Raw genomic sequence first — 16,214 nt, forward strand, 5'->3', positions numbered from 1 at the left:
CGGGGCATCAGTTATATCTGTGTCGGCTGCCAGGCCGTCACGGGAGCAAGCTCCCTCGCCACAGATTTAGCGTCGTGCCGAAGTTGTGTAGATACCTATGGCCATCGCAGGCAAGCCAGCTCCCACATGTTCAAGCGCATTTCACTTCAGACTTTTTTCTAGCCAGGCTTTCAAGTCCTGCACTTCCACTGCGCTGATGGTGTGATTCATTCCCGGGTACTCATGAAACTCCGGCTTGAGCCCCAACCCCGCCAGCAACTCGTTCGCCCGTGTGGCCGAGCTGAAGGGCAGCGCCTGATCCAAAGTGCCATGGCCGATAAAGATCGCCAGCTTGCCCATGGACGCATCAGGTTTGAGCGCAGACCTGAGCACCGGTAGCACGCTGCCACTGAGCGCAGCGATACCACGTACCAAGTCAGGTTCACGCAAGGCCACTTCATAGGACATGATCGCACCCTGGCTGAACCCCACCAGGAATACCCGATCACTTTGGGTGTGGTACTTGGCGGTGGCCTTGAGCACAAAGTCCTTGATCAGCCGGGCGCTGCTGAACAGTTCATCGGTCTCGCCGTTGTACTCAGGCTCATCGGTCTTGGTAAACCAACGATAACCTTGCGGCTCCACCGGCAGCGGCGCGCGCACCGACAGGTAGGTCCAGGTGGACGGCAACGCGTCCTTGATGCCAAACAAATCTTCCTCGTTGCTGCCAAAACCATGCAGGAAGATCACCAGCGGCTGGTTGCGTGCATCGCCCTGGGTCTGTTCCAGGTAGGACAACGGCAAGTCGGTGTGCAAGCCGGAGTCGGCATGAGCGGCGCCGGCCACCAGGGCCAAGGCGAGGGCAAGCTGTTTAAGCATCGGGTTTACCTCACGGTTTGCGCAACAAATAGGTGTCCATGATCCAGCCGTTTTCGAGGCGCGCCGCCTTGCGTACCCGTTCGATCTCTTCTGCCACGTGCGCCACTTTACCGCTGATCAGGATCTCGTCCGGGGTGCCCAGGTAGGCGCCCCAGTAAATATCCAGGTCCTGATCCGCCACACTGCGGTAGGAATCTTCGGCGTCGAGCATGACCACCAGGGTGTCGGCATCACTCGCCTGCCCCGCCGCCAACCGGCGCCCAGTGGTGATTTCGATGGACTTGCCAATACGGTTGAGCGCCACCTTATGCTGCGCCGCCAGGGCTTGCACGCTGGTGATGCCGGGGATCACTTCAAACTCGAAGACACAGCGACCACTGGCAAGAATCGCCTGCAAGATGCGGATGGTGCTGTCGTACAGCGCCGGGTCGCCCCAGGCCAGGAACGCACCCACCTCACCGTCAGCCATTTCTTCGTTGATCATGCGTTCGAAGGTCTGCTGCTTATCGCGGTTGAGGTCTTGCACAGCGGTGGTGTAGTCGATTTCACCGCGCACACGCTCCGGGCAGTCGGCCTCGACAAAACGGTAGCCGGGCTCGGTGATGTAGGTGTCGCAGATTTCCCGGCGCAGGTCGATCAGCTTGTCCTTGCTCTGGCCCTTGTCCATCAGAAAGAACACGTCGGTACGGTTCAGCGCCTTCACGGCCTGCATCGTGATGTAGTCGGGGTTGCCGGCGCCAATGCCGATGATCAGGATGCGTTTCATGGGTTGCTCTCAGTACGGGGCGTGGATTTTGCCATGATCAACGCATCAGGCGTGAGTTTCCAGGCGCAGGCGCCAGACTGCATTGAAACGCAGCTCGGTACGCGACAGCGGTTCGACATCGATCAGGTAGAACATCGATACTGGAAATTGCATGACGTACAGCATTGCAGCGCGGATGACCAAGGGATGTGTAACGGCCACCACATGGCCGGGTTGGCACTCCAGTGACCTCATCCATTCGCCCACGCGCGCGCAAATGTGGTCCACCGACTCGCCGCCATGGGGGGCACTGGCGCTGTCGGTGAGCCAAGTCATCAATTCATCGCGATCAAGCTGGGCAGTGTCCTGCCCCTTCCAATGGCCAAAATCGCCATCGCGTAACGCGGGCTCAACCACGGCGTGGTCACCGAACAACGTCGCCGTCTGGCGAGTCCGCGCTTCGGGCCCGCATATCAGGCGCACACTTTTGCGGAACCGATCCGCCAGTGACAGCCGCGCATTCTGCCAATCCATCAGCAACGATTCGTCATCGGGAAACCGCCCCTGCTTTTGCGAGGGGGTCACGGCATGACATACGAGAGTCAATCGGGTTGCTTGCATAGGCACCTCACTCTGTTCAGGGACGCGGCGCAGGGAAAACGGCGCCGTATTTCAACCTGTCACAACGAACAGGCAAAGGACTGTGACACATGACGGCTCCCCGCAGCAGCGGCTGTAACCCTTCGTATTAAGTGGATACGGAACACCTTCGTACAGAAAAGCCACGAAAATTCGCCACAGAAGGCGAGCTTTTCATAACGATAGACGGAGACTTCCATGACGATCCCGGCAGCCACGAACCATGTTCCACCCTCATCTTCGCAACAAACGCCAACAGGCACCTTTGCGTGGCCGGTCAACCCGGATGAAAGGCTGAAGTATGACATCGCTCAGCAGCCGGAAAATCCTGGTCGATCCGAGCCCGTTTCAAGACGCGCCCCAAGTTCGCCTCAATTTCTGCTCACTCAAGGACAAGTCAGCACGTTGGTGGAAAAGAGTGATGCCGAGCTGGCACAGCAGCTCAGCGCGGCATTGATGGGCCAGGTCGCTGAGGAGCTCACAACCAACAGGCAGTCACTCACCGCCCCGACTCTCACCCAGGTTCCGCCTTTTTCCAGCTTCGGCCAAGCGTGGGCACGTTTTAACCAGGCGCTCAGGGCAGAGCCGTTTGCAACCTTTGCCAAAGCCCATCACATCGACCTGTCCAACTTCAGTTGGAACCCTCAAGAGGGAACCATGACGTGCATGATCAATGGCTCCCCCAACAGCTTCACGGAGTTCACCCCTGGCTGGTCACAGGCATCGGCGGACGTCGCCGCAGCGGCCAGAGAGCTGGGCGCCCCGTCGACAACCTGGTTCCGCTACACCGGCGAAAGCACGCCTCCCAGTTACCTGGTGGGAGACTTCTACGCTATCGCTAGAACCGAGCTTACGCGTAATCCGCGGGCCGTGATCGCGGCAATCCAGGACGCCGATACATTCCCCTCTCTGGTCATCCCCAACGGCCCTCTGCCATTGGACATCTCGCAACAGACCTTGCGTGCCAGGCAAGCACAACGCAGCGTGAAGGAGACGATCACCGAAGCCACCTTTGAACGCAGCGGCACACTTGCAGACTCCAGTCGCACACCGACGCCCGCCGAACGCGTCGAGGCGGCTGATCGGGAAGTGGCACGGGAGTGTGCCAGAATCCTTACGAGGATCGGCTATCAAAGGCGCATTGATGATCAGTCGCTAACCTTTCTCCCCTTCCTGAATGTGCCTGACGACTCTACCTACGCACACACACGCGAGGGGTTCGGCAAATGCTTCTCCAGCCCCGCTTTCCTGGCGTTTGCGAAAGAACATAATCTCGAGGTTTCATCCTTGTTTATCCACTTGCCGACAGGCCAGTTGGAAGGCTACGTACGAAACCCTGACGGCAGCCGTAAATCGATTGTTTTGCGCACGTCGACTTGCCCCCAATGGGCGGCCCTCGAACCCGACATTTCAAGCGCGGCCCGAAAATACGGGAGAAGCGGCTCGGTCTACGAGGGGCCCGTTCGTACCCAGCAAGCGCTGGATCTCTCTATGATGCTGGACTTTTACGGCGTGACTCGGGAAACCGGCTCAGAGCAGAAGTGGCTCGAACAAGTCGCAGGGCTCATCCGCGATGGCTTCCCCTCCTTGAAAAAAAACAACCCTTCTGCTGACACCTCGCGTGGGATTCGCGAACTGCAGCAGGCAGCCCTACAAACACTTGCAGGCATCACAACCCCTCCAACACCTACTGTCGTTCAAGCGCCTGCGCCGGTAACCACCGCCAAGCCGCCCGTCGCCAGCCCCGTGAGCGACATCGCCCACCGTCTGTTTAACGCAGAGCCCGGGTTGCAGTCGGTCGTATCGGGATTACTCAAGGACGCCATCGATGCGTCATTGAACCTCGATGTGGAGCAGTTGGCGTTCGCCGTTCCCGATCCGGACAATCCAGGTGAGTACATTGAAACACCGCTGATGGAAATGATCATCAGCCATGTCGCTGGAGGCGCCGCGCCGGTTTTCGACAGCGCTGGCAAATTCGTCGATACGCGCGAGGACGTGCTCGCCCGTACCGGCAAACCTGCGGGTACTGCACTTCTTATCGATAGGTCAGCGCTACAGAAGGCTATGAGCGAGTTGCCCGGCAAGCTGAACGAAACGCTTCGAGCGGCAAAGATCACGTATTGGAATGAGCCGCCGTTCAATGAGCCGGCCCCTGGGCTGAGTGCCGACACAGCGCTCAGTGTCACCCCGATTTACGCGGGTAGCCGGCGGTCAATGCTCGGCCAGCTGCTGCACAGCAACCTGCGCCTGGCCAGTTTAAAATCCCCAGGTCTCAATGACATACAGCGCGAAACACTGGATACGGTAGCAAGGTTTCCCCACGGGCACCTCAACCCCACAGACAACTCCAAGACAACCATTCACTTCATGGTCCGCACTGACCCGGCCAACCCAGACAGCCCGAACGTTCAAACCCCTAACCTGTTCATCGAACGCAAGGCTGGGGACCGCACCCTCGCTGTGCTGATGTGCGAACCCAGCGGAAAGGTTACCCCTTATGCTTCCCTGGATGCAGCCCAGCAGGCCTGGGAACAGCAAAACCCCGAGGCGCAACCACCGACCCGCACCGACAAGCCCAGCCTGAAAGCCTTCGACGCTGATGCGTTCTACCTGCAAGCGAACGTCATGATTAACAACGGGGACGCCAACGCCGACACTGATCCCGCGCTGATCGTGGCGCGACCATCCCAAGAGTCCGGGCTCAAGCGTCCCGAATGGTCAAAAACCGCCTCCGATGCCGATCGCTTTATTTACCATGACCTGCTTCTGGAGATGGCGGGCTTCGAGCGCCGGCACAAGGGCAAGAGCTTTGGCAGTGATATTCCGGACATTAGCACTTATATCCAGGATCAGATCAAAGCCCTCGACCCTCCACCTTTTCACTATGACATCAAGGATCTGGAAGTCATCTTTCACACGCCCTATGGCGCCCCGGCCAGCGGATTCGGATCAACCCAAACCACCACCCTGTCTTTCATCGAAACCTTCGTACGCAACCTTTCAGGATTACCACAAGGTCGGGTGGAGGTGCGTCACAAACCGACGGGCATTCATCTAGCCAAGCTCGGAAAAGAGGGCGAACTGGGTAAGCTGATTCAGCAAATCGATGCCGGCAAGAACTACCCCGAATTAGTCAGGCGCGAGCTGCTCGACGATCCTGAAAAAAAAACCAGGCGCCAAGCGCTGTTCGCCGAGCAAGTCCCGATTGAACTGAAAATGAGGGCCCTGGAACTGACGGCCAAAGGCGAGGCTGGCTTCGATAACGCCATGGGTTTTCGTTACCTCCAGGCAATACTGGATCCAACGCCAGGGAAGAAGTTCGTCAATGGCAACGAAATCACCGTGCGCCCGTTGGCGCTCATGCGCCTGCCCGGCGCGGTGCCCGATGTGGTCGAAAACATGTTCCTGATCGAACCCAAGGACATCACAGTCGGCCCGCACATTCTTTATCGCCCGTTGAATTCCAGCGCCCCCCTGCTGCAGTTTCCTTCGCGCCAGGCGCTAATGGAGTCTGTCCAGACACAGAAGGAACTACAAAAAGACATTCTTGCCTGGCTGCCTGATGAGACAACCCGCGCCGTCTACAGGCACGATGGCTTTCGCGAACCGCATATGCCGACATATACGCCCGTGTTCACGCCTGCGCCGCCCACACTGGCGACTCATGACCTGTCGTCCGAGCTGCAAACCGGGCAACTGATGGGCTACTTGTATGAAGCCAATTCAAGGGCGCTGACATCGCTGGCCGAACACCAGGCCGTATCCAACGGGGAAAGTCGCTGGGAAAGGATTAAAGAAGGGGCAGGCCTATTACTCAATACGGCATTTCTGTTCATGCCAGAGAGTGCCTTTTTAATCGGTATGCCGTTTCAGGCAGACAGCATCATAAGTGATATCAAGACGCTTACCGGGAGCAGGGAAGGAAACAAAGAAGCAGCCGCAACAGATTTATTCATCAACATAGCGATGTTATTGCTTCACCTCGCAAGAGCACACCCCACTCAAACCTCCTCACGTACTGGAGTCGCGGCCATTCATACGGTAGCGCAGGAAACACGCGTAGGTGATTTACCGGCGGCGCCTTCGCCTGAGTCAGCATTACGTGAAGTGATTCGGTTGGGCGGTCCATGGAGGGGTTTCAAGGCCATCGATGGTGACATACAAACCTTCGAGGATATTTACAAAGGCGCCCCACGACTCAATATATTCGGACATGGGACTGAACCGGCCACCGGAGAGCCCGCGAAAGTCGTAGGCGCAAACGGCAAGTTCTATTCGGCGCAAGACATCGTCAATAAACTTCGTGCGGAAAAAATTGACTTCAGCAAATATAAAAACATTGTGCTTCGCGTCTGCTATTCCGGCGCAAACGGCCCGAACTCGCTGGGTGATGAAATCTCCAACCTGACCAACATACCCACCAAGTCATTCGCAGGTCCTGTGCACATGGATTATTTTTTGGGCAAAGACCCAACGGGCCTGTTCAAAACGTACTATCGGGAATTCAAAGCGAAATACCCCACGCTTTCTCCACGCGACATAAAGTTGCTCGCTGACTCGAAAGTGAAGTTGGATTTTGCCAAGAACAACCACCTTAATACGGTGGAAAAGACATCAGGAACGCTGCTGCGATTCAATATTGGCACCCAGAAAGAACCTGAGATGGTTCAAGAACTTGTCGATTACCGGCCACATTACTCCTACCCTGCCCTGGACGCGGCCCACGTGTTGCCAGCCAATTCAGCCCGATAGCCTGTTGCGGCAGGTTTGCCAACACAACCCTGCCGTTTGATTACCAATATGCAAACACGGCGTCAGGCCAGCGCCGTTTTCGCAGACGCCACCCTAGGCGTGGCACCGACCACGAAGTCCTCCTTGCGCAACACCACCAGCGCTACCAACGACACCACCCCGGTCGCTACATAGAAATACCACGGCGAAGTAATGTCGCCTGTCACCTTGATCAACCAGGTGGAAATCAACGGCGCACTGCCGCCAAACACCGCGACGGGCACGTTATACGCCACGGCAATCCCAGTGGAGCGAATCCGCGTCGGCAACAGCTCACTCATCAACGCATAGGTTGACGACGCGTACAGCCCGAACAGAATCGCCACCGCCATCAACGGCGCGAAGAAGGTCGCCGGGGTGGCGGTCGGGGCGGATTTGAACAGCCAGAACATCGCCAGGGTCGCCAGCGTGCCGATCACCATCAGGAACGGCTTGCGCCCGTATTTATCGGTAAAGGCCCCGCCAAACGGCATCACGAAAGCCGCCGAGAAGCTGGCGACGAACACGTAGAGCAAGGTGGTGCCACTGTCGAACTTGAGGATCTTGGCCATGTAGGTCGAGGCGAAGGTCAGCACCAGGTAGAAGATCGAGCTGTGCAAGGTGATGATAAAGAACACCAGGGCAATCGCCCGCTTCCACTGCCAGACCTCGCGCAGCGGCGCCCGCGAAGTTTGCCCGGCACGTTGCAGGGCCAGGAACTCAGGGCTGTCTTCGAGCTTGAGGCGGATGTACATGGAAATAAAGCCCAAGGGCGCGGCGATCAGGAACGGTACGCGCCAGGCCCATTCCTGCATGACCTCGGCGCCCAATACCCAGGTCATGCCGTTGGCCACGGCGCCACCGAGCAGCAGGCCGAGCACGGCGGTAACCATCAGCCAGCAGGTGGCAAAGCCACGGCGACCGGGGCCGGCGTATTCAGAGATGAAGCTGGTGACGGTACCGATTTCGCCGCCCGCCGAGAAGCCCTGCACGCAGCGCACCAGGATCAGCAGGATCGGTGCGGCGATGCCCAGGCTGGCGTAGGTCGGCAACAGGCCCAGCATCACCGTGGAGCCGGTCATCATCACCAGCGCCATGATCAGGGTTTTGCGCCGGCCGATCTTGTCTGCCAGCGGGCCGAAGAACAGCCCACCCAAAGGGCGGATAAAAAAGCTCAGCGCAAACGCGGCAAAGCTGGCCAACAAGCTGGTGGTGGGGTCATCGGAGACGAAGAACGCCTGGCCGATATAGACCGCGAGAAAACCATACACGCCGTAGTCGTACCACTCGATCAAGTGGCCGGAGGTGGCGCCCAGAAACGCACGGCGGCGCTTGCGGACGGTGTCTTGTGCGGGATTGCCCATCGTGGGGACTCCTTGTCTGATTATCGATCCATGTTAAAGCGCGGCGATACTCGCGGTTTGCAGCCAATGTCGCAAGTCGGTCTTGAGAATCTTGCCGTAGCTGTTCTTCGGCAAGTCGCTGCGCCACACATATTTTTTCGGCTTTTTGAACGAGGCCATGCGCGCCAGGAACCACGCCGTCAGCTCGCCTTCGTCCAGCGGCTGGCCACTGCGGGTCACCACGAAGGCCACCACCGACTCACCCCATTGCGCGTCGGGCTCGCCCACCACGCACACTTCGAACACCTCGGGATGCTGGGCCAGCACTTCCTCGACTTCACGGGGGTACACGTTGCTGCCGCCACTGATGATCACGTCCTTGGAGCGATCCGTCAGGGTCAGGTAGCCGGCCGGGTCGAGGTAGCCGATGTCGCCGGTCAGCAGCCAACCGTCCACCAGCGTCTGGCGCGTGGCCTGCGGGTTGCGCCAGTAGCCTTGCATCACCGTGGCGCCACGCACCGCGATTTCACCGCGTAGGCCGGTGGGCAGTGGCTGGTGCTCGGCATCGAGAATGCGGATCTCGACACAGGCTTGCGCGTGGCCCACCGAGGCGGCCAGGGTGGCCCAGTCGGGGCGCTGGCGCTCGGCGATCAAGGCGCGTGGCAAGACGCTGATGGTCATCGGGCTCTCGCCCTGGCCGTAGATCTGCACCAGGCGCGGGCCGAAGGTGTCGACTGCTTCGCGCAAGTCGGCGAGGTACATGGGGCCGCCGCCGTAGACGATGGTCTTGATGCCGGCGCCGTGATAATCCTGGCGCCGGGCCTGTTCGACCATGCGCTTGACCATGGTCGGCGCAGCAAACAGCGACACCTGGCCCATGTGCTCGGCCAGCCCGAACAGCTCGGCGGCATCGAAGCCATGGGAGGCCGGGACCACATGGCGGGCGCCGCAGCGCACATGGATGAAGTTGTACAGGCCGGCGCCGTGAGACATAGGCGCGGCATACAGCGCCGCATCGTCGGCGCTCACTTGATCGACATCCGTGGCGTAGCACAGCGACATGGCGATCAGGTTGCCGTGGGACAGCATCACGCCCTTGGAGCGCCCGGTGGTGCCAGAGGTATAGAACAGCCAGGCGAGGTCGTGATCCTGGCGGGGCACCGGCTGTTCCAGGCTGGGCCAACCATGGCTGGGCGGCAGCGGGTGGCCGTCCAATTCCGTGCAATGCGCGGGCAAATCCCGCGATGAAAACACCTGGCCGCCGTCGGTAAAGATCAACCGCGCCTCGGCATTATCAACAATCCACGCCGCTTCGCTGGGGTGTAGCTTGGCGTTGATCGGCACCGCCACCCCGCCCATCCACCAGATGGCGTAGAGCAGTTCCAGGTAGTCGCAGCTGTTTTTCATCAGCAGCGCCACCGCGTCTCCCGGCACCAGGCCATGCTGCTCCACCAGATGCGCAGCGCGTTGGCGCACGTGGGCGGCGAAGGTGGCGTAGTCGGCCACTTGCACGCTGCCGTCGAACAATGCCGGGCGTTGCGGGGCCCGACGCTGGGTGTCGTGCAGCCAGTTGGCAATGTTCATGACTCAGCTCCGGCGTGCCTGCAGGACCGAGGCGTAGTTGGCCACCGCCATGCCGCCCATGTTGAACACCAGGCCGAACTCCGGGTTGGGCACCGCCAGGCCAATCGGCTCGCCGGTCAATTGCCGGAACGCCAAGGCATGCATGGACACTCCCGTGGCGCCGACGGGATGCCCCTTGGCCTTGAGCCCGCCGGAAAGGTTCACCGGTAAGCGCCCGCCGGCGCGCACCACCCCACTGTCGAGCACGCGATGACCTTCGCCCTTGGGCGCCAGGCCCATGGCTTCGTAGATCAGCAACTCGGCAATGGTGAAGCAGTCGTGCACTTCGGCGAAGCTCAGGTCAGCCAGGGTCACATTCGCCCCGCGCAGCGCTGCATGGATCGCGCGTTGCGGGCCCTCAAAGGCCAGAATGTCGCGCTGGGCGATGGGCAAGGTGTCGTTGACCTGGGTCATCGCCCGGATTTGCACCTCGCGACGGAACGCTCGCGCACGTTTGGGCGAGGCGAGGATGATCGCGGCGGCGCCATCGCTGATCAGCGAGCAATCGGTCAGGCGCAAGGAGTCAGCCACGAACGGGTTGCTTTGGGACACGTTGTTGCAGTGTTCGAAATTCATCTCCCGATGCATCTGCGCCAGCGGGTTGGCCATGGCATTGGAGTGGTTTTTGGTAGCGATGGCCGCCATCGAGCCCAGCGGGCAGTGATAACGCTCGGCGTATTGGCGGGCGGCGCGGCCAAACAACTGGGGGAAACTCAGGCCGGCTTCGGCCGGGTCGTTCTGGTAGCCGGCCCCGGCCAAGGCTTGGGTGACAGCGGCGGTGCTGGTGTGGGTCATCTTCTCGGCGCCCACCACCAGCACCAGCTCAGCACTGCCGGAGAGGATCGCATTGACCCCCGCCTGGATCGCCGCCGAGCCGGACGCACAGGCGTTTTCACAGCGGGTAGCCGGTTTGAAGCGCAGCCCGGGGTCGGCTTGCAATAGCAATGAGGCGGCAAACCCGTCGGGCACCAGCCCCGAGTTGAAATGGCCGAGGAACAACGCATCGATTTGCGACGCGTCAATCTCGGCGTCGCTCAGGGCTTGCCGGGTCACCTGGACGATCAGGTCTTCCAGCGTCGTGCCTTCCAGGCGACCAAAGCGGGAGTGACCAGCGGCAACAATGGAGACGCAATCAGCAGGCATAATCAATTTCTTCTGTTCTTGATTCGGACTTTACTTACAATGACCCACCCCTGATCGTGCGCCAATTCGTGTAACTACTTACACGGGTAAGTAGCGCCCCAGGGCATTGAACAACGAGGCAGGATGCCCCATGACCGCGCTAGCCCAGCAATTTCCCGACCTCGAACGCCTGGCGTTCAAGCTGTCCCCTGCCCCGCAGATCGTCACCAGCGACCGCGTGATTCTCGACTGCAACGACGCTTTCCTGAAGCTGTTCGGCTATACGCGCGACGCACTGGTCAACCAGCTGACCCTGCTGATCTACCCGTCCCAGGCCGACTACCACGCCATCGGCAAGCGCAGCCATGACTGGCTTCTCGACAGCGACAACGGCTTTTATTCCGATGAACGCTTCATGCAGCACCACAATGGCGAAGTGTTCTGGGCCAAGTCCCACGGCTACACCCTCACCCCCAAAGACCCATTCAAACTGATGATCTGGCACTTCGAACGCCTGGACCGCATGCACCAGGGCACCGGCGACCTCACGCCCCGGGAGCGGGAAATCGCCATGCACATCGTCAACGGGTTCAAATCCAAAGAAATTGCCCTGCGCCTGGCGATCTCCCACCGCACCGTTGAGGTGCACCGGGCGCGGTTGATGAAGAAGCTTCAGGCCAAGACGGTGGTGGAGTTGGTGTCGAAGATCATCATGGTGGCCTGACCGATAAAGGCTGTTTAACCGATGCCCCGCCATCCAAATGTGTGGGCAGCCCCAATGCCGCACAGTTAAACGAACGCAATGCCCAAAGCAACGAAGATCAAATGTGGGAGCTGGCTTGCCTGCGAAAGCGGTCGTGCAGTGATAGATGCAGTGACTGACACGTCGTCATCGCAGCATAGGTATCTACACAACTGTGCAGTTCGCTGCAGCCACCGGTAACTACGATGCGAAGCGAGCCGCTCTTGATCTGCTTTTGATCCTAGGCGCCCCGTTAAACCACGCTGGCCGGAATTCGACAGGGATTTGGGGGGTAAACCGGCAGGGATGCCGGTTTAGCCGCCCCGCGCCATGGATGGCGCGTGGCGGCGGCCCCCCAAATCACTGGCGGATTACGGGCACACCGAGCCTAGGCGAGGTGCCGAGTGGTGGGGCAAGAGCGTTTTGCTTACTTTGCCGCTTTTGCAAAGTGAGCCGCCGTCAGGGCGGAACCCTAGGTGGCCGTTACCGCAGGAATGGATATACACGCGGTATAACTGCGTCGGCTGGCAGGCCGTCATCGCAGGCAAGCCAGCTCCCACAGTTTGATCGCGGGGTGTCAGGTAGATAGGCGTTGGCTGTCTGGACCGCGTAGCTGAAACGTTCAACCGAGCACGTCCATACAATTCCCCACCGCCCTGCCCCCCTAACCTCACGGCTTTCGAACCCTCAGAAGCGCTGGAGAACGGGCATGGTTAACACAGCAACCAAGGTATCGCTGGCATTGACGCTGCTGGCAAGTGCGATGATGAGCAACGCGTTTTCCGCCACCCCGAACGTGGCCGTGGCGCCGCAGTACGACACCAGCCATGTGTATGTGGCGCCGGCCGATGTGGACCGTTTTGCGCAGAGTTTCCTCGCCACCTTCGGCGGCAAAAGCACGCCCCAGGTCGTGGTCAACGTGCTGCCGGTGCCGAGCAGCACCACCTCGCAATTGCTCCAGACCCCGGCGGGAACCGTGTCGTTGTTCGGCTTTACCACCCCCGTGCCTCACCCGTTCGGCCAGGAACGCAACGGCTATCTGGTCAAGGACATGGACGTAGCCCTCAAGGCCGCGCGGGACAATGGGGCCGATGTGATCGTCAGCGATTTCCCCGACCCCATCGGCCGTGACGCCGTGGTGCAATGGCCGGGTGGTGTGAACATGCAGCTGTACTGGCACACCAAGACCCCGGATTACACCGCCTTCGAAACCGTGCCGGAAAACCGCGTGTATGTGTCTCACGACAGCGCCGAGCGGTTTATCAAGGCGTTCCTGGGTTTCTCCCACGGCAAGGTAGTGAGCGACGATAAGCACGCCCCTGGGGTTGATGTCGGCCAAGCCGGCGGCCACTACCGCCGCGTCGAGATCGAATCGCCGTTCGGGCGCATGGCGGTGCTGGTCACCAACGGCCAACTGCCCTACCCGTTCGGCCACGACACCACCGGTTATCAGGTCAACGACCTCGCCGCTACCCTGGGCAAGGCCAGCGGGTCTGGCGCCAGAGTGCTGGTGCCGGCATTCGACAGCAAAGGTCGGCGCAGTGCGTTGGTGGAGTTCCCGGGCGGTTATGTCGCAGAAATCCACCAACTCAGCGCGGCAAAATGATTCGTCACGCAGGCTGGAGCCTGGCTGTGCTGTGGCCGTTGCTTGCTGGCAGCGTGCAGGCCGACGACCAACTGGTACGCCCGACGATCAAGGCCAACCGCTGGCAGGAGGACTGGTCTGTGCTCAAGGACCCGGCATTGCGCACGCAACCGCTGGACAACCTCAAGTACATCCCACTGTCCGCCGCCAACCCGTACACCTACTTGTCGTTGGGCGCCACCTTGCGTGAACGCTTCGAGATGAACGACGCCAGCGGGTTCGGCGTGCGGGATGTACCGCGTGACCGCTACCTGATCCAGCGCTTTCAGGTGCACGCCGACTTGCACCTGAACGAGCACTGGCGGCTGTTCACCCAGTTGGAAGATGTGCGGGCCTATGACAAGACCACCATTGGCGGTGCCGACCAGAACCGCGTCGACCTGCGCCTGGCCTTTGCCGAATACGTGAAGACCTTCAACGCTGGCACCTTCAAGGCACGGGCTGGCCGCCAGGATTTCGCTTTCGACTTGCAGCGTTTCATCTCGTCACGGGACGGCCCGAATGTGCGGCAGTCCTTCGATGCGTTGTGGGCGGACTGGGAAACGCAGCAATGGCGCTTTATCGGGATCGCCAGCCAACCGGTGCAGTATCAGGATGGCCGGCATTTCGACGACAAGTCCAACAGCGACGCGCGCTTCCACATGCTACGGGTCGAGCGGCTGGTGGGCGGCACCAATGAGTTGTCGGCCTATTACGGCGTGTACGAGCGCAGTGCCGCCCATTACCTGGACGCCGACGGCGAAGAGACGCGCCAGTTGCTGGACGCCCGCCTCGGTGGCGCAGCCCAGGGGTTCGACTGGGACGTCGAAGCCATGCTGCAACGCGGCTCGCTGGGCAGCAAGACGATTCGCGCCTGGGCCGGTGGCAGCCGCACCGGCTACACCTTTGACACGCTGGCCTGGAAGCCGCGTATCGGCCTGCAACTGGATATCGCTTCCGGTGACCGCCAGGCCGGTGACGGCCGGGTCGGCACCTTCAACCCGCTGTTCCCCAATGGCTATTACTTTTCCCTGGCGGGCTATACCGGCTACAGCAACCTGATCCACGTCAAGCCGTCGATTACCGTCAAGCCCCTCGCCATGCTCAGCGTGCAAACCGCTGTCGGCCTGCTGTGGCGGCAGACCACCGCAGACGCCGTCTACACCCAGCCCAACCTGGCCGTGGCTGGCACGGCGGGCCAAGGTGAGCGCTGGACCGGCGCCTACGCTCAACTGCGCACCGACTACGCCTTTACGCCCAACCTCAGCGGTGCGGTCGAGGCGGTGCACTACACGGTCGGCCAGACCCTGCGTGATGCTGGTGGGCACGACAGCAATTACCTGGGCATGGAGCTCAAATTCAGTTGGTGAGACAAGCACATCCATACAAGCCTGGACACAGGTTTACGGCAATAGTGAGGCGGTTTTTACACCGCCCTTTTTCAGCCCTGCAAGGAGTTTCAGATGAGCACATTCGTTGCCAAAGACGGTACCCAGATCTACTTCAAGGACTGGGGCAGCGGTAAGCCCGTGCTGTTCAGCCACGGCTGGCCGCTGGATGCGGACATGTGGGAATACCAGATGGAATACCTTAGCAGCCGTGGCTTTCGCACCATTGCCTTTGACCGTCGTGGTTTTGGCCGCTCGGACCAGCCATGGACCGGTAACGACTACGACACCTTCGCTGACGATATGGCCCAGTTGATCGAACACCTGGACCTGCAGGACGTGACCCTGGTGGGCTTCTCCATGGGTGGCGGTGACGTGGCGCGCTACATCGCCCGCCACGGCAGTGCCCGTGTCGCCGGCCTGGTGTTGTTGGGCGCGGTCACGCCGATCTTCGGCCAGCAAGCCGACTACCCCCAAGGCGTGCCTGGTGAGGTGTTCGATGGCATCAAGGCCGGCCTGTTGAAGGATCGTGCGCAGTTCATCAGCGACTTCAATACGCCGTTCTTCGGTCTCAATAAAGGCCAGCACGTCTCGGAGGGTGTGCTCAGCCAAACCCTGCAGATCGCCATGCTTGCGTCGCTCAAATCCACCGTGGATTGCGTCACCGCGTTTTCGCAAACCGACTTCCGCCCGGACATGGCCAAAATCGACGTGCCGACCCTGGTGATCCATGGCGACGGCGACCAGATCGTGCCGTTCGACACCACCGGCAAAGCCGCGGCGCAGATGATCGAGGGCGCACAACTGAAGGTGTACAAGGATGCGCCGCACGGGTTTGCCGTGACCCACGCTCAACAGCTCAATGAAGACCTGCTTGGGTTCCTGAACCGCTGAACCACTTGAAACATCCTCTCCTTGTTTGGCCGGGAAAGCCCTGAGGGTGAGGGGTTGCTGGAGACCTTGGTATTCACGGCGGGTACGCAAACGCAAAAATAGTAAGCATCCATAAAAAAAGACGTCCAAAGACGTCTTTTTTTTGTGCCTGAAATCCAGTGACGCTTACAAGGCCAGGCGCAGTTCACCCCACCACCACGCCAGCCCCATAAGCCCTTTCATCGAAGCGGAGATCTCACCCACCGCTCTGCCGCTTCTTGCGCCCCTTCAACCGCCTGCTCATAACTCTCCCAATGGTCTCCCTCCACAAAGGCCGGTCGGGCATCCTCGCCTGGCAAGGTCAACCGGGCACCCACAGGAATATCCAGTGCCTGGCCCCAGCTGAAGCCAATCATCACGGTGACACCACTTTTTGTCACATATTCAACAGGATGGTCTCTATCAATACGTTCTGACATACGTC

General features: G+C 60.2%; 12 protein-coding genes. 5 read left to right on the plus strand and 7 right to left on the minus strand.

All coding sequences use genetic code 11. The features are described from left to right. Positions 1-141: 141 nt before the first annotated feature. The 3 genes from GIV35_RS19025 to GIV35_RS19035 are packed head-to-tail and all read right to left on the minus strand — an operon-like array spanning position 142 to position 2,224. Positions 142-858, minus strand: a complete 717-nt coding sequence (locus GIV35_RS19025) for an alpha/beta hydrolase (RefSeq protein WP_202691567.1) — start codon at positions 856-858, stop codon at positions 142-144. 10 nt (positions 859-868) lie between these two features. Continuing rightward, positions 869-1,624, minus strand: a complete 756-nt coding sequence (gene cobF / locus GIV35_RS19030) for a precorrin-6A synthase (deacetylating) (RefSeq protein ID WP_054898541.1) — start codon at positions 1,622-1,624, stop codon at positions 869-871. A gap of 45 nt (positions 1,625-1,669) precedes the next feature. After that, positions 1,670-2,224, minus strand: coding sequence for a histidine phosphatase family protein (locus tag GIV35_RS19035; RefSeq protein ID WP_236265865.1), 555 nt, complete (start codon positions 2,222-2,224; stop codon positions 1,670-1,672). A gap of 216 nt (positions 2,225-2,440) precedes the next feature. Here GIV35_RS19035 and GIV35_RS19040 point away from each other — a divergent pair, with 216 nt between their 5' ends. Continuing rightward, a complete protein-coding gene (locus GIV35_RS19040; protein WP_236304493.1) occupies positions 2,441-6,997 on the plus strand; it encodes a DUF6543 domain-containing protein in 4,557 nt (1,518 codons plus the stop codon). Between the two features lie 62 nt (positions 6,998-7,059). Here the strand turns inward: GIV35_RS19040 and GIV35_RS19045 are convergent, their stop codons facing one another. From GIV35_RS19045 to GIV35_RS19055, 3 genes are read right to left on the minus strand one after another with little or no spacing between them, the layout of a single operon-like run. Further along, the gene (locus GIV35_RS19045; protein ID WP_054918699.1) at positions 7,060-8,379 is read right to left on the minus strand and encodes an MFS transporter; all 1,320 of its coding nucleotides are present in this window, start codon (positions 8,377-8,379) and stop codon (positions 7,060-7,062) included. Between the two features lie 33 nt (positions 8,380-8,412). Further along, positions 8,413-9,942, minus strand: coding sequence for a class I adenylate-forming enzyme family protein (locus GIV35_RS19050; protein WP_223024002.1), 1,530 nt, complete (start codon positions 9,940-9,942; stop codon positions 8,413-8,415). 3 nt (positions 9,943-9,945) lie between these two features. After that, on the minus strand, positions 9,946-11,124 hold the full coding sequence (locus tag GIV35_RS19055) for an acetyl-CoA acetyltransferase (protein ID WP_034127302.1): 1,179 nt from the start codon (positions 11,122-11,124) through the stop codon (positions 9,946-9,948). Between the two features lie 130 nt (positions 11,125-11,254). Between GIV35_RS19055 and GIV35_RS19060 the strand changes: the two genes are divergently transcribed. The 4 genes from GIV35_RS19060 (at position 11,255) to GIV35_RS19075 (ending at position 15,751) form a co-directional block, all read left to right on the plus strand. Continuing rightward, on the plus strand, positions 11,255-11,827 hold the full coding sequence (locus tag GIV35_RS19060; protein WP_003190613.1) for a LuxR C-terminal-related transcriptional regulator: 573 nt from the start codon (positions 11,255-11,257) through the stop codon (positions 11,825-11,827). Between the two features lie 727 nt (positions 11,828-12,554). Further along, complete coding sequence (locus tag GIV35_RS19065) at positions 12,555-13,451, plus strand: VOC family protein (protein WP_236265704.1); 897 nt, start codon at positions 12,555-12,557, stop codon at positions 13,449-13,451. Further along, positions 13,448-14,839 carry an alginate export family protein gene (locus tag GIV35_RS19070; RefSeq protein WP_236265706.1) on the plus strand — a complete coding sequence of 464 codons (1,392 nt, stop codon included), beginning with the start codon at positions 13,448-13,450 and terminating at the stop codon, positions 14,837-14,839. The genes GIV35_RS19065 and GIV35_RS19070 overlap by 4 nt, the downstream gene beginning before the upstream one ends. Before the next feature lie 93 nt (positions 14,840-14,932). Next, positions 14,933-15,751 (plus strand): alpha/beta fold hydrolase, encoded by an 819-nt coding sequence (locus GIV35_RS19075; protein WP_105226553.1) that lies wholly within the window; start codon positions 14,933-14,935, stop codon positions 15,749-15,751. A gap of 218 nt (positions 15,752-15,969) precedes the next feature. On the opposite strand, the gene GIV35_RS19080 is transcribed toward GIV35_RS19075, so the two are convergent. Then, the gene (locus GIV35_RS19080) at positions 15,970-16,209 is read right to left on the minus strand and encodes a hypothetical protein (RefSeq protein ID WP_072435732.1); all 240 of its coding nucleotides are present in this window, start codon (positions 16,207-16,209) and stop codon (positions 15,970-15,972) included. Between the last annotated feature and the right edge of the window lie 5 nt (positions 16,210-16,214).

The organism is Pseudomonas sp. PA-1-6B (genome assembly GCF_021609545.1).
In the GTDB taxonomy this organism is placed as follows: Bacteria; Pseudomonadota; Gammaproteobacteria; order Pseudomonadales; family Pseudomonadaceae; genus Aquipseudomonas; species Aquipseudomonas fluorescens_BV.

What these genes read in the sequence shown, in the direction of transcription:
- GIV35_RS19025 (WP_202691567.1), bottom strand. Translation starts at nt 858, where the DNA reads ATGCTTAAACAGCTTGCCCTCGCCTTGGCCCTGGTGGCCGGCGCCGCT.
- cobF (WP_054898541.1), bottom strand. Translation starts at nt 1,624, where the DNA reads ATGAAACGCATCCTGATCATCGGCATTGGCGCCGGCAACCCCGACTAC.
- GIV35_RS19035 (WP_236265865.1), bottom strand. Translation starts at nt 2,224, where the DNA reads ATGCAAGCAACCCGATTGACTCTCGTATGTCATGCCGTGACCCCCTCG.
- GIV35_RS19040 (WP_236304493.1), top strand. Translation starts at nt 2,441, where the DNA reads ATGACGATCCCGGCAGCCACGAACCATGTTCCACCCTCATCTTCGCAA.
- GIV35_RS19045 (WP_054918699.1), bottom strand. Translation starts at nt 8,379, where the DNA reads ATGGGCAATCCCGCACAAGACACCGTCCGCAAGCGCCGCCGTGCGTTT.
- GIV35_RS19050 (WP_223024002.1), bottom strand. Translation starts at nt 9,942, where the DNA reads ATGAACATTGCCAACTGGCTGCACGACACCCAGCGTCGGGCCCCGCAA.
- GIV35_RS19055 (WP_034127302.1), bottom strand. Translation starts at nt 11,124, where the DNA reads ATGCCTGCTGATTGCGTCTCCATTGTTGCCGCTGGTCACTCCCGCTTT.
- GIV35_RS19060 (WP_003190613.1), top strand. Translation starts at nt 11,255, where the DNA reads ATGACCGCGCTAGCCCAGCAATTTCCCGACCTCGAACGCCTGGCGTTC.
- GIV35_RS19065 (WP_236265704.1), top strand. Translation starts at nt 12,555, where the DNA reads ATGGTTAACACAGCAACCAAGGTATCGCTGGCATTGACGCTGCTGGCA.
- GIV35_RS19070 (WP_236265706.1), top strand. Translation starts at nt 13,448, where the DNA reads ATGATTCGTCACGCAGGCTGGAGCCTGGCTGTGCTGTGGCCGTTGCTT.
- GIV35_RS19075 (WP_105226553.1), top strand. Translation starts at nt 14,933, where the DNA reads ATGAGCACATTCGTTGCCAAAGACGGTACCCAGATCTACTTCAAGGAC.
- GIV35_RS19080 (WP_072435732.1), bottom strand. Translation starts at nt 16,209, where the DNA reads ATGTCAGAACGTATTGATAGAGACCATCCTGTTGAATATGTGACAAAA.